This is a genomic window from Bacteroides luhongzhouii (assembly GCF_009193295.2).
Classification (GTDB): Bacteria; Bacteroidota; Bacteroidia; order Bacteroidales; family Bacteroidaceae; genus Bacteroides; species Bacteroides luhongzhouii.
The window spans coordinates 732461-753934 of sequence record NZ_CP059973.1 but is presented as its reverse complement, the minus strand read 5'-3'; the positions used below and the strand labels follow the sequence as shown (position 1 = coordinate 753934).

The following is a 21474-nucleotide window of genomic DNA, read 5'->3' as shown; positions in this document are numbered from 1 at the left end:
TTTAGATTAAAAAGAGGTATGAAAAAATTGCTGAACGGGCGAATAGCTATTGTTGCAGTAGCGGTGATAGCCACAGTTGCTTTCTTTAGTTTCAAGAGCGGAGACGACCGTAATTTCCAGATTGCAAAGAATCTGGATATATTTAACGCGATTGTGAAAGAACTGGATATGTTCTATGTAGATACCATCGATCCGAATAAAACGATTCGGGAAGGAATCGATAATATGCTTTACACCTTGGACCCTTATACGGAATATTATCCGGAAGAAGACCAGAGTGAGTTGGAGCAGATGATTAAAGGATCATTTGGTGGTATAGGTTCTTACATTGCTTATAATACAAAACTAAAGCGTTCGATGATTTCTGAACCTTTCGAGGGAACGCCAGCTGCAAAAGCCGGCCTGAAAGCGGGAGATATCCTGATGGAGATTGACGGAAAAGACCTTGCCGGTAAGAATAATGCAGAAGTCAGTCAGATGTTGCGCGGACAGGCGGGTACCAGCTTTAAGTTGAAGATTGAACGTCCGAATGTGAAAGGCGGACGTACACCGATGGAGTTCACAATTGTGCGTGAGTCTATTCAGAATCCGGCAATACCTTATACTGCCGTACTGGATAATAATATAGGTTACATCAGCCTTAGTACTTTTTCCGGTAACCCTTCCAAAGAATTTAAGAAAGCACTGCTGGATTTGAAGAAACAGGGAGCCACTTCATTGGTGATAGACCTTCGTAGTAATGGCGGTGGATTGCTGGATGAAGCAGTAGAAATTGCGAATTATTTCTTGCCGCGTGGAAAAGTGATTGTGACGACCAAAGGAAAAATCAAACAGGCCAGTAACACTTATAAAACGTTGCGTGAACCGTTGGATTTGGATATTCCGATTGCCGTACTGGTAAATAGCGGAACGGCTTCTGCTTCTGAAATCTTATCAGGTTCTTTGCAGGATCTCGACCGTGCTGTTATCGTTGGTAACCGTACTTTTGGAAAAGGACTGGTACAGGTTCCCCGTTCTTTGCCTTATGGCGGAACGATGAAAGTGACTACCTCCAAATATTATATTCCGAGCGGCCGTTGCGTGCAGGCTATTGATTACAAGCATCGCAATGAAGACGGAAGTGTCGGCACTATTCCCGACAGTTTAACTAAGGTATTCTATACAGCTGCCGGACGTGAGGTTCGTGACGGAGGTGGTGTAATGCCGGATATTACGATCAAACAAGAGAAATTACCGAACATCCTATTCTATCTGGTACGTGATAATCTGATTTTCGATTATGCAACGCAGTATTGTTTGAAACATCCCACTATCGTTGCTCCGGAGAAGTTTGAGGTGACAGATGCTGATTATAACGATTTTAAAGCATTGGTGAAGAAAGCTGACTTCAAGTATGACCAACAGAGCGAGAAAATTCTGAAAACGTTGAAAGAAGCTGCCGAGTTTGAAGGATATATGGATGACGCTTCAGAGGAGTTTAAAGCACTAGAGAAGAAGTTGAATCATAATCTCGACCGTGACTTGGATTATTTCTCTACTGACATAAAGAAAATGATTGCTACTGAAATCATCAAGCGTTATTATTATCAACGTGGTACTATAATCCAGCAGTTGAAGGATGATGACGGTTTGAAGGAAGCGATGAAAATACTGAATGATCCGGTGAAATACAAAGAAATGCTTAGTGCCCCGGCTGCTAAGAAATAAAGAAATATTTTTCAAATATAGATAATACAGAAAACGCGGCTTTGTCATCGGCAGGCCGCGTTTTCTGTATTATCTGTATCTAATTGTAAATAGTCATATAAGTGTCATCCTCGGATACAGTCATTTATATTCTCAAACTGACATATTCATTGGCGAATCAAAGGGAGAGTGAAATAAAACCTGCTTCCCTGCCCCTCCTGGGAGCGCAGCCAGATACGTCCTCCCATTTTTTCTACTAACATTCTGCAAAGAGTCAGTCCCAACCCGGTTCCCTGAACAAAATCGTTGACCTTTCCAAAGCGGCGGAAAATAGTGGCAACTCTTTCTGCCGGAATACCGATGCCGCTATCTTTCACGTAGAACTCTACAAAATCCTCTTTTTCCCGATACCCGAAATGAATTTCTCCTTTGGGGGTAAACTTCGTGGCGTTACTAAGTAAGTTACTTATGATTTGTATAATACGATTCCAGTCACCGGAGGCATACATGTCCGCATCTACATCATCTAAAATAAGTTTGACTCCGTTTTGCGTCTTGTGGCAAAACTGTTGCTCCAGTTGCAAACAGATATCTGTTAACTTGATCGGACGGATGTTGAATTTTAAAGAGTCGGCCTCCAGTGAGGCCAGATCCAGAATATCGTTGAATAGATTCAGTAACATTTCCGAATTGCGTTCGATGATTTCCGCATATTGATTTTTCTCTTCCGTAGATGTTGCGTTAGTGATTAGTTTGGAGAATCCGACAATCGCATTGAGCGGAGTGCGTATTTCATGGCTCATGTTTGCAAGAAAGGCAGATTTCAGCCGGTCCGATTCTTCTGCCTTGACTCTGGCGGCCTTCAGCTCTTTCTGTTGTTGCGCGTTCGTCTGTTCTGCCTCCCATTGTTGGGATATATCACGGCACATACATAACAGATATTCATTATCCAAAGGAAAGATGCGGTTTTCGTAGTGATGTAAAACACCGTCCAACATCAGGTCATGTCTGGCTGTGGAGCTTTCTCCCGTGAGGATCACTTTATCCATATTCTTGCGGACGCTTTCATAAGCTTCTTCCGGCAGGATATCTTTTACGTTAGTGGTGGTGATATTACTGGCATTGATACCTTCTACGTGGTTGGTAGCTGGTGAAGAAGCAAGCTCTATAATATTGGCATCATGGTCGAAGACGGTGAGCATATCGGGGAGGGCATCCAATATCCGGGTGCTATATTTATCGCGAAAACGTTTTTGGGAGGGAGGCGAAGAATGAGAGGAAAGAAAATCAATCTTCTCCTCTAATTGTTCGATTATTTCTAAAAGTTCCTCCTTCGTTTTGCTCTCGTAATGTCTCATAGAAGATTTATTGTTATTCATTAGAATGTTGTAGAAATTGTTTCATCTGTTGCAAATATAAGACAATATTCTGAGACGCGGATTGCCTCCCAAGTTATTATAACATAAAAAAAACGGATAGCTTTTGCCCTACTAATCAGAATGTTCTATCTTTGCACCAATTATATATAAATGATTTACAATATGTCTACAGAATTATTCTCTACTCTGCCCTATAAGGTGGCAGATATTACACTTGCTGATTTCGGACGCAAGGAAATCGATTTGGCAGAAAAAGAAATGCCCGGCCTGATGGCTCTTCGCGAAAAGTATGGAGAATCCAAACCGTTAAAAGGTGCCCGCATTATGGGATCGTTGCACATGACCATTCAGACGGCTGTGCTGATTGAAACATTAGTGGCTTTAGGAGCTGAAGTACGTTGGTGCTCTTGTAATATATATTCAACGCAGGATCATGCTGCTGCTGCAATAGCTGCTGCGGGTGTGCCTGTGTTTGCATGGAAGGGGGAGACTCTTGCTGATTACTGGTGGTGTACATTGCAGGCATTGAACTTTGCCGGTGGTAAAGGGCCGAATGTGATTGTAGATGATGGCGGTGACGCTACGATGATGATTCACGTAGGTTATGATGCGGAGAATAATGCTGCCGTATTGGATAAAGAAGTACATGCAGAGGACGAAATAGAACTGAATGCAATCTTGAAGAAAGTATTGGCGGAAGACAGTACTCGCTGGCATCGTGTAGCGGAAGAAGTGCGTGGTGTGTCTGAAGAAACTACGACAGGCGTACATCGTTTGTATCAGATGCAGGAAGAAGGCAAGCTGTTGTTCCCGGCATTCAATGTGAATGATTCGGTCACAAAATCTAAGTTTGACAATCTGTATGGCTGTCGCGAATCGCTGGCTGACGGTATCAAGCGTGCAACGGATGTGATGATTGCCGGAAAAGTGGTGGTAGTATGTGGTTATGGTGATGTGGGTAAAGGCTGTTCTCATTCTATGCGTTCTTACGGAGCGCGGGTACTCGTGACGGAAGTAGACCCGATCTGTGCATTGCAGGCTGCCATGGAAGGCTTTGAAGTGGTGACTATGGAAGAAGCTTGCATGGAAGGTAACATTTTCGTGACTACCACAGGTAATATCGATATTATCCGTATCGACCACATGGAGAAAATGAAAGATCAGTCTATCGTTTGCAACATCGGTCACTTCGATAATGAAATTCAGGTGGAAGCCTTGAAACATTATCCGGGCATCAAATGTGTGAACATCAAACCACAAGTAGACCGTTATTATTTCCCGGATGGTCACAGCATCATTCTGCTTGCTGACGGTCGTTTGGTAAATCTGGGATGTGCAACCGGCCATCCGTCATTTGTGATGAGTAATTCATTCACCAATCAGACATTGGCGCAGATAGAGCTGTTCAACAAGAAATATGATATCAATGTATATCGCTTGCCGAAGCATCTGGACGAAGAAGTTGCCCGCCTGCATCTTGAAAAGATCGGCGTGAAACTGACTAAGTTGACTCCTGAACAGGCAGCTTATATTGGTGTGTCAGTGGACGGACCTTATAAAGCAGATCATTATAGATACTAATTAGATTTACGATTTGACGATTTTCTATTTACGATTGATAAATGTGGGAGATCGGTATTCTACCGTTATCAATTGTAAATGTTAGATTGTCAGATCGTAATTTATTTTATATTCAAACTTCAATCGTAAATAGTAAATCGTGTCATTGTAAATGAAAAAGTTTCTTCCCGACTTAATAGCCATTCTGGCTTTTATCATTCTTTCTTTCGCCTATTTTTTTCCGGCTGATATTGAAGGTCGTATCTTGTTTCAGCATGACACGGCTGCCGGAGTCGGCGCGGGACAAGAATCGAAAGAGTATCTCGAACGTACCGGAGAACGTACGCGCTGGACGAATTCGATTTTTGGAGGTATGCCTACCTATCAGATGTCTCCGAGTTACGACTCGACAACATCCCTGAAAGGGGTGGAGAAGGTTTATCGCCTCTTTCTCCCGGATTATGTAGTGCTGACTTTTATTATGATGCTGGGATTCTATATTCTCTTGCGGGCCTTTGGTATATCGGCCTGGCTGGCAGGATTGGGCGGAGTGATGTGGGCATTTTCTTCCTATTTCTTCATTCTGATACCGGCAGGGCACATTTGGAAGTTTGTGACGTTGGCTTATATTCCACCTACGATTGCGGGTGTCGTTCTGGCTTACCGGAAGAAATACTTGTTGGGCGGAATTATTACGGCGCTGTTTATCGCCCTTCAGATTCAGTCGAATCACATTCAGATGAGCTATTATTTCATGTTTGTGATCCTGTTTTTCGTGGGAGCGTACTTTGAAGATGCTTATAAAAAGAAAGAACTGCCCCATTTCTTCAAGGCCAGCGCAATTTTGGCATTGGCTGCCGTGGTAGGAGTTTGCATCAATATCTCCAATCTGTATCATACTTATGAATATAGTAAGGAGACGATGCGCGGCAAGAGCGAATTGAAGCAGGAGGGCGCTGCGGCCAGCCAGACAAGTAGCGGGTTGGACCGTGACTACATAACCAACTGGAGTTATGGTATCGGCGAGACATTGACGTTGCTGGTTCCGAACGTAAAAGGAGGAGGATCGGGGTCTACGATGTCGCAAAGCGAAGTTGCTATGGCAAAGGCCAATCCAATGTATAGCGGTATTTATTCGCAGTTGCCGCAATATTTCGGTGAGCAACCGTGGACAGCCGGTCCTGTATATGTCGGGGCATTTGTGATGTTCCTGTTCGTATTGGGCTGTTTCATTGTGAAAGGTCCTCTGAAATGGGCATTGCTGGGAGCTACTATCTTCTCGATTCTGCTTTCATGGGGAAAGAATTTCATGGGATTGACGGACTTCTTTATTGATTACGTCCCGATGTACAATAAGTTCCGTGCCGTATCTTCCATCTTGGTGATTGCTGAATTTACCATTCCTTTGTTGGCGATTTTTGCCTTGAAAGAGATTTTGAGCAAACCGGATACTCTGAAGTTGAAAGAGAACCGCGGAGGGGTGATTGCCACTTTGGTACTGACTGCCGGTGTTGCGTTGATTTTAGCCGTTGCTCCGGGTACTTTTTTCTCCAGTTTTATTACGACACAAGAGATGGCTGCTTTGAAACAAGCACTTCCAGCCGAACATTTGACTCCGTTTGTGACAAACCTGACTGAAATGCGTGAAGCTATTATCGCTTCGGATGCATGGCGTAGCTTCTTGATTATCGTGATAGGTTGTGTGCTTTTATTCCTCTATCAACGGCGGAAGTTGAAAGCTTCTTTCACACTGGCCGGCATTGCGCTTTTGTGTTTGGTAGATATGTGGAGTGTCAATAAACGCTATTTGAACGACGAACAGTTTGTGCCAAAATCCAAGCAGACGGAAGCGTTTGTTAAAACACAGGCGGATGAGATGATCCTTCAGGATACTACTTTAAATTATCGTGTGTTGAACTTTATAGGCTTTCCCGGTAATACGTTTAATGAAAACAATACAGCATACTGGCATAAAAGTGTCGGTGGCTATCATGCAGCGAAGCTCCGTCGCTATCAGGAAATGATAGATCATCATATCGTGCCCGAAATGCAGGAGACCTATCAGGCGGTGGCTACTGCCGGTGGACAGATGGACAGTGTAGACGCTTCCAAATTCCGTGTACTGAATATGCTGAATACAAAATACTTCATTTTCCCTGCCGGAGAGCAGGGGCAGGCTGTTCCTGTGGTAAATCCTTATGCATATGGTAATGCGTGGTTTGTTGATAAGGTGCAGTATGTAAATAATGCAAATGAAGAAATTGATGCTTTGAATGATATTCTTCCAACGGAAACAGCCGTAGTGGATGTGAAGTTTAAAGAACAATTGAAAGGTGTGACAGAAGGATATAAAGATTCTCTATCTACCATCCGATTGACTAGTTACGAGCCGAATCGTCTGGTTTATAAAGCTTCCACTCCTAAAGATGGAGTTGTTGTTTTCTCCGAAATATATTATCCGGGATGGCAGGCGACTATTGACGGTCAGCCCGTTGATATTGCCCGTGCAGATTATATCTTACGTGCGATAAATGTACCGGCAGGGGAACATACCATCGAAATGTGGTTTGATCCGCAAAGCATACAGGTTACAGAAAGTATTGCTTATGCAGCGCTGGCTTTGTTGCTGATCGGGGTTATGGTCCTTGCATGGATGCAGCGGAACAGGATAGTGAAGAAGTCTTGAATGAAATAGCATATAAACCTATTGTATATATCATAAGGTTATTAAATAAGGGCGGCTCTCTTCATCACGAAGAGAGCCGTTACTTTGCATTCACTAAAAAATTATGAAAAACAAACGCTGTTCATAGAAACATATAAAGTGTGATATTTATAGACTTTTCTGTTCAAAATCCGGGTTTTCGTCGGAATGAATCTCTTTATGCATTCTTCTTTGAGAAGCTTTTTTTCGCGCGGCACTTTGTTCAGCCTGCCATTTCTCATACTGCTCTTTTGTTAGAATCTTTTTTATTTTCTTCTCTTTGGCTTCTGCGGCTTTCTTTAGTGAGTCGGCAGAATTGGTATCTCTGCGCATCATCGGACCGCCTCCCATTCTGCCTGGGAAACCACTTTCTCCCATCATGGGTGGTTGACCTCCGCCCATTGGCGGACGTCCTCCCCGCATGCCAGGCCCTTCTCCCATTGGCGGACGTTGGTCACCCGAATTTTGCATAGCCTTGAAGAATGCTTTCTGCTCTTTCAAGTTTAACTTATATATTTTTTTATATTGTTTATCTGTCAGTTGAAGTGACTTGTTCATTTGGTCTGTCATCTGGGTTGCTACCTTTTCCGGATTCAGAACTTCGCGTGGAAGACGCTTTTCTTGTTGCCGCCTTTCTTGCGTTTTATTGGCTTCTTGTGCATTGGCAAAACCTGCGCAACACAGTAAGCAGGCTATCAATCCTATCAGTTTCATGTCTTTTCTCATCTTTCTTATGCTTTTATTGGTTTTAATACTTCAAAACTAGGCAGATATTGGAATAGATAAAAATAAAATCGACTAAGGACGGAGATTTGTCTATCAACAGCCTGACTTTTCTTCGTCCTATGGCTTTATATTATTATGCCTTGGGATGAATAGAAGTTGTATGTAGGGAGACAAGTCGTTTCGTATAGGGAAACTAATCGTTTCAAGGCTTGAAACAAGTGTTTCCCCAGTGAGAAACCTTAGTTTCCTAGTTGTGAAACTTTAGTTTCATCACTAGAGAAACTATAGTTTCGCACTGAGGAAACTAAAGTGCCAAGCCATAGAAACTAAAGTTTCCAAGTATGAAACTGAAATAGCCTCTTGTTGGCGCTTCTTTCTGCGATGAGCATATCACAGGTTTTAGGTGGTGATAGGTGATAGATGCAGATGATAGATTAAAAGAGGATTTACGTTTTTATCTATGGGAGTGGTTGTTTATTGTTTCTTCGTTGAAAAAGGAAAATATGAATATAAACAAATAGTTTGTGGATAGTCTTATTATGCTGTAAGCTACTAAATTTGTAGCCAATAATAGAGCATTATGTTATGAAAAGACTACTATTCATTTTTTCCTTTTTTTTCTTGTTCGTGTTAAACGGGAACACACAGGAGGTAGAGATTCTGACATTAGAGGATTGTCTCCGTATTGGTATTGACAATAACTTGTCGTTAGAAGGGAAACGTAAAGAAATACAGAAAAGTAAATATGGCGTATCTGAAAACCGTTCGAAGCTGTTGCCGCAAATTAATGCGATGGCCGGTTATAATAACAATTTTGATCCTCCGGTGTCAGTCACAGACGGTTCATCTTACGGAGTTCCCTATAATATAACGAAAACATTGCAACATTCTGCTAATGCAGGGCTGGAAATGCAGATGCCGCTTTTCAATCAGACTCTTTATACTTCTATGTCCATAGCTAAAGTGATGGAAGAAATCAGTCGTCTGTCTTATGGAAAAGCCAGGGAAGATGTTATTCTTCAAATCAGTAAGATGTATTATCTCGGACAGGTCACAGCTGAACAAATCATGCTGATAAAAGCAAATATCACTCGTTTGGAAGAATTGAGAGATATTACACAGGCTTTCTTTGATAACGGAATGTCTATGGAAGTCGATCTGAAAAGAGTCAATATCAATTTGGAAAATCTGAAGGTGCAATATGATAATGCACAAGCCATGATGAAACAGCAATTGAATATGCTGAAATACATTATGGATTATCCGGCTGAAAAGGAAATCGCACTGACACCGGTAAATGCCGATAGCATTACTACGGTAGCCCTGACCGGCTTGTCGGAAAACATCTATGAACTTCAACTCTCACAATCGCAAGTGCAACTGGCGGAACGACAAAAGAAGATCATTACTAATGGATATATCCCTTCTCTTAGTCTGACAGGCAGTTGGCGATATGCTGCATATACGGATAAGGGTTATCATTGGTTCCACTCCGGTCCGTCCAATCAATGGTTTCGTTCCTATGGGGTGGGGCTAACCTTGCGTATTCCGATTTTTGACGGACTGGATAAAACCTATAAAATAAAAAAGGCGATGATTGATATAGAGAACAGAAGACTGGCATGGGAAGATGCCCGGAAGAATTTGCAAACTCAATATCTGAATGCTGTGAACGACCTGATGAACAATCAGCGTAACTTTAAGAAACAGAAGGATAACTACTTGCTTGCCGAAGATGTGTACGCAGTCACTTCCGACCGTTACCGGGAAGGCATCGCTTCCATGACGGAAGTGCTGCAAGATGAAATGCAGATGAGTGAAGCTCAAAACAATTATATCAGCGCACATTATAACTATCGGGTGACTAACCTGATGCTGCTTAAACTGACCGGACAAATAGAATCATTAGTCAAATAATACGCAAAATAACAATCATAAATATGGAAACAATGGAAAATAACATTCCTTCCGCTACTCATCAGGAGAAAGCAAAAAAAATGAAGAAACTTCGTCGCTGGCAGATTGCTATCAGCCTTCTCGGAGTGGCTATTATTGTTTGGGGAGTGATTGAAGTGATCTGCCTTTTTTTGAATTATAGCCAGACGGAGACTAGTAACGATGCACAAATAGAACAATATGTGTCTCCTATCAATCTACGTGCCTCGGGTTACATTGACAAAATCTACTTTACAGAACATCAGGAGGTACATAAAGGAGATACTTTGCTGATACTGGATGATCGTGAATATAAAATCCGCGTAATGGAAGCTGAAGCTGCCTTGAAAGATGCGCAAGCCGGTGCGACAGTCATCAATGCAACACTCAATACCACGCAGACAACAGCATCTGTTTATGATGCGTCTATTGCCGAAATTGAAGTACGGTTGGCGAAACTGGAAAAAGACCGGAAACGGTATGAGAACCTCGTGAAACGAAATGCGGCTACTCCTATCCAACTTGAACAGATCGTCACTGATTATGAAGCTACGCATAAGAAACTGGAAGCTACGAAAAGGCAGAAAAAAGCAGCTCTTTCCGGTGTAGATGAAGTGTCCTACCGTCGCATGAATACCGAAGCGGCCATTCAAAGAGCAACAGCTGCGCTTGAAATGGCCCGGTTGAATCTTTCCTATACGGTTGTAATAGCTCCTTGTAACGGAAAGCTCGGCCGCCGCTCATTAGAGGAAGGACAGTTTATTTCGGCAGGGCAGACCGTCACCTATATTCTTCCTGATACCCAGAAATGGATCGTTGCCAATTATAAGGAGACACAAATCGAGAATCTGCATATCGGACAGGAAGTATTTGTCACAGTAGATGCCATTAGCGATAAAGAGTTTAAAGGCAAAGTCACCTCTATATCAGGAGCTACCGGGTCTAAATATTCATTAGTGCCGACGGATAATTCGGCAGGTAACTTTGTGAAGATTCAGCAACGTATTCCCGTACGAATCGATTTCACCGATTTGTCGAAAGAAGATAACGAACGATTAGCCGCAGGCATGATGGTAGTAGTGAAAGCCAAACTCTAATCCCTCCGACCTTTCTGTCTATATACACTGCCTTATAATTTTTAATTTGTAATTTTTAATTAATCCGATGCCCTCTTATCCTAAAAATTATCCTTTCTATAGCTGGATGCCCAAGCCGTTGGGTATTATCATTCTGTTATTCTTCTTTCTGCCGATTCTTACGGTAGGCGGGGTTTATTCGGTGAATAGCACCGAAATGATGAGCGGGCTTGGCATTATATCCGAGCATATCCAGTTTGCCAATTTTGTAACTTCTATTGGTATGGCAGCCTTTGCGCCTTTCCTATATCAGTTGGTGTGTGTACGGCGGGAGAAGATGATGTGTATTGTCGGGTTTGCGTTCATGTATATATTCAGTTATATCTGTGCAAAGACAGACAGCGTTTTTCTGTTGGCGCTTTGTAGTCTTCTGACGGGTTTCTTGCGTATGGTACTGATGATGGTCAATCTGTTCACACTCATTTGGTATGCGGGTGGAATGGAAGCTACCCGCAATATAACTCCGGGCTTGGAGCCGAAAGATACTGCCGGTTGGAATAAATTGGACATTGAAAGATGTGTGAGTCAGCCGGCTGTTTATCTGTTTTTTATGATTCTGGGACAGTCAGGCACAGCATTGACGGCTTGGCTGTCCTTTGAATATGAGTGGAAATATGTGTATTACTTTATGATGGGGATTCTTTTGATCTCTATTTTGCTCCTGTTTATTACCATGCCGAATTATAAGTTTCCCGGAAGGTTTCCTATTAATTTCCGTAAGTTCGGCAATGTCACTGCATTTTGCATCTCGCTGACTTGTCTCACGTATGTGCTGGTTTATGGAAAAGTACTCGACTGGTATGATGACGAATCTATCCGTTGGGCGACAGCTGTAAGTATTCTTTTTGCGGGAGCTTTTCTTTATATGGACGTAACGCGCCGGTCGCCTTATGTTTTGCTGGATGCGTTCAAACTGCGTACTATACGTATGGGAGCATTACTTTACTTATTATTGATGGTGATAAACTCCAGTGCTATGTTTGTCAATGTGTTTGCAGGAGTGGGGATGCATCTCGATAATCTGCAGAATGCTTCATTAGGTAATTGGTGTATGGTAGGTTACGCTGTTGGTGCCGTGATTGCTATGGTGTTGGGAGGTAAAGGATTACATTTTAAGTATCTGTTTGCGATGGGATTCTTCTTCCTGTCTTTATCAGCTGTTTTCATGTATTTCGAGGTGCAGACAGCAGGAGTTTACGAGCGTCTGAAATATGCAGTTATCATCCGTGCCACAGGCATGATGATTCTGTATGCGTTGACGGCAGCTTATGCCAATCAACGTATGCCTTTTAAATATCTTTCCACTTGGATCTGTATTATGCTTACCGTACGTATGGTTGTGGGACCGAGTATTGGCGGAGCAATTTATACAAATGTTTTGCAGGAACGGCAGCAACACTATATCACCCGTTATGCGCAAAATGTGGACCTGCTTAATCCGGATGCTTCCACTTCCTTCCTCGGTACGGTACAGGGTATGAAATATCAGGGAAAGAGTGAGACGGAAGCCCGTAACATGGCTGCTATATCTACTAAAGGGCGTATTCAGGTGCAGGCCACGCTCTCTGCACTCAAAGAGATGGCGGGATGGACAATTTATGGTGGATTAATTTGTATGATATTTGTGCTTGTTGTTCCTTATCCTAAACGAAAATTGCTAACTTAGTGTCGTTTTTGATAATGATCTGTTAATATATTAGTATGATGGATGGCGGACAAAATCGTTTATTGCAGTTTGATCGCAATTTGTTAAGTGGGAAAAATATATGTAGTTCCGAAGGGATATTTGTAAATTTTCCACCCTCACTGAAGAAACCTTTTCAAATGAAAGGACTGGGGCTGATTATTTGCCACCAAGGTAATTTCCAGTTTTCGCTTAATCAGAAAAAGCATTCCGCTGAAGCGGGCGAAAGTTTGTTTATTCCCGAAGATGGCGAGTTTCAGGTTTTGCAAGAGTCGGAAGACATGAAGGTGCAGATTTTGATCTATCAGATAGAACCTATCCGGGATATTATGGGGAATCTGGTTGTTTCCATGTATATGTATTCTCGCCTTACTCCCGAAGAACCTTCTTGTGTATGGTCTACTGGTGAGGAAGAAGAGATAGTAAAGTATATGTCTTTATTGGACAATGTGTTACAGTCGGAAGAAAATTCATTTAAACTTTATGAACAGAAATTACTTCTACTTGCATTGACGTACAGGATTTGTTCCATTTATAATCGCAAACTCGTTAATGGCGGGAGGGAAGTGGGAGGACGCAAAAACGAAGTCTTTATTCATCTGATCCAGTTGATCGAAAAATATTATATGCAGGAACGCAGCGTTGAGTTTTATGCGGATAAATTGTGTTTGTCTCCTAAATATCTTTCTGCCGTTTCTAAAAGTATCTGCGGATATACCGTGCAGGAACTTGTATTCAAAGCTATCATTCGTAAGAGTATTTCGTTACTTAAAAATACGCAGAAGGATATTCAGGAGATTTCAAATGCCTTCGGCTTCCCCAATGCCTCTTATTTCGGTACGTTCTTTAAGAAGCAGGTTGGGGTTTCACCGCAGCAATATCGGAAGAATCTTTAAACGTTTATTCTTTTTCACCGTAGGCAAGATCGCCTGCATCGCCCAGTCCCGGAACAATGTAAGAATGTTCGTTGAGTTCGGGGTCGATGGCTGCGCACCAGATTGTTGTCTTGTCTTCAGGAAATACATTCTTTATATGATCGATAGCCTTTTGGCTGGCGATAATCGAAGCAACATGAATTTCGGCAGGGTGTCCTTTCGTCAGCATTGCCTGGTAACTAAGTTCCATACTACCCCCAGTTGCCAGCATAGGGTCGGTGATAATCAGCGTTTTGTCATCAATGCGGGGAGAAGCGATATATTCTATGTGTATATCGAATTTTAGCGTATCTTTATATTTGCGATAAGCGGAAACAAACGCATTCTCCGCCCCGTCGAAATAACTAAGGAAACCTTGATGGAAAGGCAAACCTGCACGCAGAATAGTGCTGATTACTAGATTATTGTCCGGCGTACTGACCGGAGCGATTCCCAGTGGTGTCTGGATGTTCTTTACCGAGTATTTAAACTCTTTACTCATTTCATAAGCCATGATTTCTCCGATCCGTTCGATGTTACGGCGGAAACGCAGGCGGTCGTTCTGAACTTCTACATTTCTAATTTCGGATATGTACTGGTTTAGAATCGAATTAGTTTGGCCAAAATCAATTACTTTCATATTATTTTTTAATCAGATTTTAATCTCATTTTCACAGTATTGTCAGCATACTGGCTTGCAAAGTAAACGATAATCTTTCAAATTGCAATATTCAGTTTGCAGATATTGTTAGGAATTTATAAAAGAGTTTCAATTAGGGAAAAATTTCTCTAATACCTTCTTCCTTTCCAAAGAAAGTATTACTTTTGTAGCCGGATTTACAAGGGGGTATTCTAAGCTCCCCTATGTTAAGGTGAAAAGAGATAGAAAACAAAATACCAATTTTAATTAATTCAAAGAAAATGGCAAATTTAGATTTAAGCAAGTACGGCATCACAGGTGTGACCGAGATTTTGCACAATCCGTCTTATGATGTTTTGTTCGCTGAAGAAACAAAACCGAGTCTGGAAGGCTTTGAAAAAGGTCAAGTAACTGAATTAGGCGCTGTGAACGTGATGACAGGTATCTATACCGGTCGTTCTCCTAAAGATAAATTCTTCGTTAAGAATGAAGCTTCTGCTGATTCTGTATGGTGGACTTCTGAAGATTACAAAAACGACAACAAACCATGTACTGAAGAAGCTTGGGCTGATTTGAAAGCTAAAGCTGTAAAACAACTTTCCGGCAAACGTTTGTTCGTTGTTGATACTTTCTGTGGTGCTAACGAAGCTACTCGTATGAAAGTACGTTTCATCATGGAAGTAGCTTGGCAGGCTCACTTCGTAACTAACATGTTCATCCGCCCGACTGCTGAAGAACTTGCTAACTACGGAGAACCTGATTTCGTATGTTTCAACGCTTCTAAAGCAAAAGTTGACAACTACAAAGAACTGGGCTTGAACTCTGAAACTGCTACAGTATTCAACCTGAAGACTAAAGAACAAGTAATCCTGAATACTTGGTACGGTGGTGAAATGAAGAAAGGTATGTTCTCTATCATGAACTACATGAACCCGCTTCGTGGTATCGCTTCTATGCACTGCTCTGCTAACACGGATATGGAAGGAACTAGCTCTGCTATCTTCTTCGGTCTGTCCGGTACAGGTAAGACTACTTTGTCTACTGACCCGAAACGTAAGTTGATTGGTGACGACGAACACGGATGGGATAACGAAGGTGTATTCAACTACGAAGGTGGTTGCTACGCTAAGGTTATCAACCTGGATAAAGAAAGCGAACCGGATATCTACAATGCTATCACACGTGACGCTTTGCTTGAAAACGTAACAGTTGACGCTAACGGCAAGATCGATTTTACAGATAAGAGCGTGACTGAAAACACTCGCGTTTCTTATCCTATCTACCACATCGAAAATATCGTTAAACCGGTGTCTAAAGGTCCTCACGCTAAACAAGTTATCTTCTTGTCTGCTGATGCATTCGGTGTATTGCCTCCAGTATCTATCCTGAACCCTGAACAAGCTCAGTACTATTTCTTGTCTGGATTTACTGCTAAATTGGCTGGTACAGAACGTGGTATCACTGAACCGACTCCGACATTCTCTGCTTGCTTCGGTGCTGCTTTCTTGTCATTGCACCCAACTAAATATGCAGAAGAACTGGTTAAGAAGATGGAAATGACTGGTGCTAAAGCATACTTGGTTAACACTGGTTGGAATGGTTCCGGCAAACGTATCTCTATCAAAGATACTCGTGGTATCATCGACGCTATTCTTGATGGTTCTATTGACAAAGCTCCTACTAAGGTTATTCCTTTCTTCGACTTTGTTGTTCCTACAGAACTTCCGGGTGTTGATCCGAAGATCCTTGACCCACGCGACACTTACGAATGTGCTTGCAAATGGGAAGAAAAAGCAAAAGATTTGGCTGGACGTTTCATCAAGAACTTCGCTAAATTTACTGGTAACGAAGCTGGTAAAGCTTTGGTTGCAGCTGGTCCGAAACTCTAATTGGAGAATCAGATATAATATGGAAGGCGGTTCGATTTCGAACCGCCTTTTTTATTGCTATACTTGCTTTCTATTAAAAGGAATGCCGCCTTTTTAGTTTTTTTCCTATATTTGTCAAAACGGGACTATTTACTTTTAAAGACGGCTACGTCCGGACTGCTTCCTATGTCGGTTGCTCTGATTGCTTCGGCTGCATTGCTTATGATGAATAGAGAATATTTTATGGACTATAAAAGTATTGGTATTTTTGCGGCAGCCTTTTGGGGTACATGGAAATGGAATCTTCATCCTATCCTGTTGATTTGTCTGGCGGGTGTGGTAGGGTGCTGTTGTATTAGTAATGCGTGCCATATTTGCAGAAAAAATAGAATCCCGGTAAAACACAGCGTTTCACCGGGATTTCTACTATAATATAATGAAAGAATGGTTAGTTCTTGTTGGCACGTTTACGTTCGATTTCGTCCAAAATCACTTTACGCATACGCATTGCCTTTGGAGTAACTTCTACATATTCATCTTCCTTAATATATTCCAGCGCTTCTTCAAGTGAGAACTGGATAGGCGGAATCAGGCGTACCTTGTCATCCGAACCGGAAGCACGCATATTCGTCAATTTTTTCGATTTGGTTACGTTGATAACCAGGTCGTTGTCATGAGAGTGCTCGCCTACTACTTGTCCTGCATAAACTTCGTCCTGCGGGAAAATAAAGAACTTACCGCGATCCTGCAATTTGTCGATGGCATAAGCAAAAGCTGTTCCGCTTTCCATAGCAATCATAGAACCATTGGTACGGCGTTCTATTTCTCCTTTGTGTGGCTGATATTCTTTGAAACGGTGCGCCATAATGGCTTCGCCGGCAGAAGCTGTCAGTACGTTGGTACGCAAACCGATGATACCGCGTGAAGGCATATTGAATTCAAGATTGATGCGTTCGCCTGTATTTTCCATCTTTACCATTTCACCTTTACGGCGGGTAACCATATCAATAATCTTGCTGGAATATTCTTCCGGTACGTTGATGGTCAACTCTTCAATCGGTTCGCATTTCACACCGTCGATTTCTCTGAAGATAACCTGCGGCTGACCTACCTGCAATTCATATCCCTCGCGGCGCATTGTTTCAATTAACACAGAAAGGTGGAGTACGCCACGGCCGGAAACAATCCATTTACCGTCTTCTTCACTCTTTCTTACGCGGAGAGCCAGGTTCTTGTCGAGTTCCTTCATCAAACGATCGTGGATATGACGTGAAGTCACAAACTTACCATCCTTACCGAAGAAAGGAGAATCGTTGATAGCAAACAACATACTCATGGTCGGTTCGTCAATTGCGATTGGTGGCAATGCTTCCGGATTGTCGAAATCACACACTGTATCTCCAATCTCGAATCCGTCGATACCTACCAGTGCGCAGATGTCACCGGAAGAAACCTCATTTGTTTTCACGCGGCCTAAACCTTCGAAAACATGGAGTTCCTTAATTTTGCTCTTGAACATATCACCGTTACGTTTCGCAAGCGTTATATTCATACCTTCTTTTAATGTACCACGATGTACGCGACCTACGGCGATACGGCCGGTATATGAAGAATAATCCAAAGAAGTAATCAACATCTGGGGAGTACCTTCCAATTGTTGCGGTGCCGGAATGTTTTCGACGATACAATCCAGTAACGGAGTGATGCTGTCAGTTTGTTGCTGCCAGTCGGTACTCATCCAGTTGTTCTTGGCGGAACCGTAAATCACGGGGAAGTCCAGCTGATCTTCCGTTGCGTTCAAGCTGAACATCAAGTCGAAAACCATCTCGTAAACTTCTTCCGGGCGGCAATTAGGTTTATCTACCTTATTAACTACCACAATGGGCTTCAGACCAATTTCGAGCGCCTTTTGCAGTACGAAACGAGTCTGGGGCATCGGACCTTCGAAGGCATCTACCAACAGAATACAGCCATCGGCCATATTCAATACACGTTCTACCTCACCACCGAAGTCGCTGTGTCCCGGAGTATCAATAATATTAATTTTTGTACCGTTGTAATTGATGGATACGTTTTTGGAAAGAATCGTTATACCACGTTCGCGTTCCAAATCGTTGTTATCCAAGATAAGTTCACCACTATTTTGGTTGCTGCGGAATAAATTTCCGGCCAATAGCATCTTGTCAACCAGCGTTGTTTTCCCATGGTCAACATGGGCAATGATTGCAATGTTTCGAATATTTTGCATATAATACCTATTATTTGGCTGCAAAGGTACGAAAATAGGATTAGAAATATGCGTAATGATAGCAATTTTTTCTTGTAAATCGTTGTGTGATATAAAGATAATGCCTATCTTTGCACGCTCAAAAGAATAATTTATCAATTAAAATTCTAAGAATTATGTATTTAGACGCTGCTAAAAAGCAAGAAATCTTCGGAAAGTACGGAAAGTCTAACACTGACACCGGCTCAGCTGAGGCCCAAGTGGCATTGTTTTCCTACCGTATTTCTCACCTGACTGAGCACATGAAGCTCAACAGAAAAGATTATAGTACTGAAAGAGCGTTAACAATGTTGGTAGGTAAGCGTCGTCGTTTACTCGACTACCTGAAAGCAAGAGATATCGAAAGATATCGTGCTATTGTTAAAGAGCTCGGTTTGCGTAAGTAATCTACTTGTCGCGAAAAGATTTAAAGCCGTTCCTCATTATCGAGGAGCGGCTTTTTTTTAGTTTCTTCTTTTTCTTCCTGACAATCGTATTTTCTTCGGTTATAATTGTATTCATCTAAAGATTTTGCTATTTTTGCAGCTTAATTATTATAATTTATCACCTTTGATAACTAAAATGCTTTCAAAATGGATACAAGTAAGATTGTTGGCGAGAAAATTAAAGCCCTCCGCGAAGATAAATCAATAACCATAGAAGAGTTGGCGCAACGTTCAGGTTTGGCTATCGAACAGGTTGAACGTATTGAGAATAACATTGATATACCTTCTCTCGCACCGCTGATTAAGATTGCGCGTGTGTTGGGAGTACGTCTGGGTACTTTCCTTGATGATCAGGATGAAGTGGGACCGGTAGTATGCCGCAAGAAAGAAGCCAAGGATGCGATCAGTTTTTCCAATAATGCGATTCACTCTCGCAAACATATGGAATATCATTCGTTGTCCAAGTCGAAGGCGGACCGTCACATGGAACCGTTTATTATTGATGTGATGCCGACGGAAGATACTGACTTCGTGCTTTCTTCTCATGAAGGAGAGGAGTTTATCATGGTTATGGAAGGTGTCATGGAAATCAGCTATGGCAAGAACACCTATCTGCTGGAAGAAGGTGATAGTATTTATTATGATTCCATTGTTCCTCATCATGTACATGCTTATGAGGGACAGGCTGCAAAAATACTGGCAGTAATTTACACACCGATTTGATTGAAATAGTAGGAAACAAGATTTAAGTATAATTACATGCAATTATTTGATCGTACTTTGGGACAGTGGCTGGAGCACTGGGCTGAAGAGACTCCCGATAAGGAATATATTGTATATTCCGACCGTAATCTCCGTTTTACCTGGAGCCAGTTTAACCAGCGTGTAGATGATATGGCGAAAGGTCTGATCGCCATTGGTGTGGAACGAGGTACCCATGTGGGTATCTGGGCTGCTAATGTTCCTGATTGGTTGACATTATTGTATGCTTGCGCGAAAATTGGTGCAGTATATGTTACAGTAAATACGAATTATAAGCAATCGGAATTAGAGTATCTTTGTCAGAACTCGGATATGCATACGCTTTGTATAGTGAATGGAGAAAAGGATAGCGACTTTGTACAAATGACTTATACGATGCTTCCTGAATTGAAAACCTGTGAGCGCGGACATTTGAAGAGTGAACGTTTTCCATATATGCGCAATGTAGTGTATGTAGGTCAGGAAAAGCATCGTGGTATGTATAATACGGCGGAGATTCTGTTGTTGGGAAATAATGTGGAAGATGACCGTTTGAGCGAACTCAAAAGCAAGGTTGATTGTCATGATGTGGTAAATATGCAATATACGTCGGGCACTACCGGTTTTCCGAAAGGGGTGATGCTGACACATTATAATATTGCTAATAATGGATTCCTGACCGGTGAACACATGAAGTTCACGGCAGATGACAAGCTTTGTTGTTGTGTTCCGCTGTTCCATTGCTTTGGGGTAGTATTGGCTACCATGAACTGTTTGACTCATGGCTGCACACAAGTGATGGTGGAGCGTTTCGACCCGTTGGTTGTGCTGGCTTCTATTCATAAAGAACGTTGTACGGCTCTTTATGGTGTGCCGACTATGTTTATTGCCGAGTTGCATCATCCGATGTTCGATCTCTTTGATATGTCTTGTCTTCGTACAGGTATTATGGCGGGTTCGCTGTGTCCTATCGAACTGATGAAGCAGGTAGAAGAGAAGATGTATATGAAGGTGACCAGTGTATATGGATTGACAGAGGCAGCTCCGGGTATGACAGCTTCTCGTATTGATGATCCGTTTGATGTACGTTGTAATACGGTAGGACGTGATTTTGAATTTACGGAGGTGAAGGTGATTGATCCTGAAACAGGTGAAGAATGTCCGGTTGGTGTACAAGGTGAAATGTGTAACCGTGGTTATAATACCATGAAAGGATATTATAAGAATCCGGAAGCAACGGCGGAAGTACTTGATGAAAACAACTTTTTGCATTCCGGCGACTTGGGTATCAAGGATGAAGATGGAAATTACCGGATTACCGGACGTATCAAGGATATGATTATTCGTGGTGGTGAGAATATTTATCCGCGCGAAATAGAAGAGTTTCTTTATAAGCTTGATGGAGTAAAAGATGTTCAGGTGGCAGGTATTCCTTCTAAAAAGTATGGTGAGGCAGTCGGAGCATTTATTATTTTGCAGGAAGGAGTACAAATGCAGGAAGCCGATGTACGTGATTTCTGCAGAAATAAAATATCTCGTTATAAGATTCCGAAATATATCTTCTTTGTGAATGAATTCCCGATGACAGGTAGTGGAAAGATTCAGAAGTTTAAATTGAAAGATCTGGGACTGCAACTTTGCAAAGAGCAGGGAATAGAGATTATTTAGAAACTCATGATTATTTAAAGACACACAAAGTTTTTCGATTATAAACAGTGAACGGTGAACTCTCTGCAATTAATTATGCAGTTTGTTCACCGTTCGCTATTTGTATGATCTTATCCGGTTT

General features: G+C 42.0%; 15 protein-coding genes and 1 pseudogene. 12 read left to right on the top strand and 4 right to left on the bottom strand.

The window, feature by feature from the left end; all coding sequences use genetic code 11:
* The first annotated feature begins 18 nt into the window (after positions 1–18).
* Entirely contained in the window at positions 19–1707 is a 1689-nt protein-coding gene (locus GD631_RS02995; RefSeq protein WP_143259228.1) for a S41 family peptidase, read from the top strand.
* 146 nt (positions 1708–1853) lie between these two features.
* On the opposite strand, the gene GD631_RS02990 is transcribed toward GD631_RS02995, so the two are convergent.
* Positions 1854–3044: a sensor histidine kinase gene (locus tag GD631_RS02990; protein ID WP_143259227.1), complete on the bottom strand. Its 1191-nt coding sequence runs from the start codon at positions 3042–3044 to the stop codon at positions 1854–1856.
* A gap of 171 nt (positions 3045–3215) precedes the next feature.
* On the opposite strand from GD631_RS02990, the gene ahcY reads away from it, so the two are divergent.
* Together ahcY and GD631_RS02980 are read left to right on the top strand one after the other, a co-directional pair.
* Positions 3216–4646 carry an adenosylhomocysteinase gene (ahcY, locus tag GD631_RS02985; RefSeq protein ID WP_143259226.1) on the top strand — a complete coding sequence of 477 codons (1431 nt, stop codon included), beginning with the start codon at positions 3216–3218 and terminating at the stop codon, positions 4644–4646.
* A 151-nt stretch (positions 4647–4797) separates the two neighbouring features.
* On the top strand, positions 4798–7311 hold the full coding sequence (locus GD631_RS02980; RefSeq protein WP_143259225.1) for a YfhO family protein: 2514 nt from the start codon (positions 4798–4800) through the stop codon (positions 7309–7311).
* A gap of 147 nt (positions 7312–7458) precedes the next feature.
* On the opposite strand, the gene GD631_RS02975 is transcribed toward GD631_RS02980, so the two are convergent.
* Positions 7459–8055 carry a DUF4890 domain-containing protein gene (locus GD631_RS02975; protein WP_143259224.1) on the bottom strand — a complete coding sequence of 199 codons (597 nt, stop codon included), beginning with the start codon at positions 8053–8055 and terminating at the stop codon, positions 7459–7461.
* Between the two features lie 585 nt (positions 8056–8640).
* Here GD631_RS02975 and GD631_RS02970 point away from each other — a divergent pair.
* The 4 genes from GD631_RS02970 (at position 8641) to GD631_RS02955 (ending at position 13706) form a co-directional block, all read left to right on the top strand.
* On the top strand, positions 8641–9972 hold the full coding sequence (locus GD631_RS02970; RefSeq protein WP_143259223.1) for a TolC family protein: 1332 nt from the start codon (positions 8641–8643) through the stop codon (positions 9970–9972).
* 23 nt (positions 9973–9995) lie between these two features.
* The gene (locus tag GD631_RS02965; RefSeq protein ID WP_143259222.1) at positions 9996–11087 is read left to right on the top strand and encodes an HlyD family secretion protein; all 1092 of its coding nucleotides are present in this window, start codon (positions 9996–9998) and stop codon (positions 11085–11087) included.
* A gap of 67 nt (positions 11088–11154) precedes the next feature.
* Complete coding sequence (locus tag GD631_RS02960; RefSeq protein WP_143259221.1) at positions 11155–12792, top strand: efflux MFS transporter permease; 1638 nt, start codon at positions 11155–11157, stop codon at positions 12790–12792.
* A gap of 38 nt (positions 12793–12830) precedes the next feature.
* Positions 12831–13706: a helix-turn-helix domain-containing protein gene (locus GD631_RS02955; protein WP_143259307.1), complete on the top strand. Its 876-nt coding sequence runs from the start codon at positions 12831–12833 to the stop codon at positions 13704–13706.
* A 4-nt stretch (positions 13707–13710) separates the two neighbouring features.
* On the opposite strand, the gene upp is transcribed toward GD631_RS02955, so the two are convergent.
* Positions 13711–14364, bottom strand: coding sequence for a uracil phosphoribosyltransferase (gene upp, locus GD631_RS02950; RefSeq protein WP_004296418.1), 654 nt, complete (start codon positions 14362–14364; stop codon positions 13711–13713).
* 281 nt (positions 14365–14645) lie between these two features.
* On the opposite strand from upp, the gene pckA reads away from it, so the two are divergent.
* Together pckA and GD631_RS02940 are read left to right on the top strand one after the other, a co-directional pair.
* Entirely contained in the window at positions 14646–16253 is a 1608-nt protein-coding gene (pckA, locus tag GD631_RS02945; RefSeq protein WP_143259220.1) for a phosphoenolpyruvate carboxykinase (ATP), read from the top strand.
* A 138-nt stretch (positions 16254–16391) separates the two neighbouring features.
* Positions 16392–16577 (top strand): annotated as a pseudogene (locus tag GD631_RS02940) (chromate transporter); the annotation flags it as partial.
* A 103-nt stretch (positions 16578–16680) separates the two neighbouring features.
* On the opposite strand, the gene typA reads toward GD631_RS02940, so the two are convergent.
* Positions 16681–18480, bottom strand: coding sequence for a translational GTPase TypA (typA, locus tag GD631_RS02935; protein ID WP_143259219.1), 1800 nt, complete (start codon positions 18478–18480; stop codon positions 16681–16683).
* Positions 18481–18635: 155 nt separating this feature from the next.
* On the opposite strand from typA, the gene rpsO reads away from it, so the two are divergent.
* The 3 genes from rpsO to GD631_RS02920 all read left to right on the top strand — a co-directional run bounded on the left by rpsO (position 18636) and on the right by GD631_RS02920 (position 21353).
* Entirely contained in the window at positions 18636–18905 is a 270-nt protein-coding gene (gene rpsO / locus GD631_RS02930) for a 30S ribosomal protein S15 (RefSeq protein ID WP_004296393.1), read from the top strand.
* Between the two features lie 186 nt (positions 18906–19091).
* A complete protein-coding gene (locus tag GD631_RS02925) occupies positions 19092–19667 on the top strand; it encodes a helix-turn-helix domain-containing protein (RefSeq protein ID WP_143259218.1) in 576 nt (191 codons plus the stop codon).
* 36 nt (positions 19668–19703) lie between these two features.
* Positions 19704–21353, top strand: a complete 1650-nt coding sequence (locus GD631_RS02920) for an AMP-binding protein (protein WP_143259217.1) — start codon at positions 19704–19706, stop codon at positions 21351–21353.
* The last annotated feature ends 121 nt before the right edge of the window (positions 21354–21474 follow it).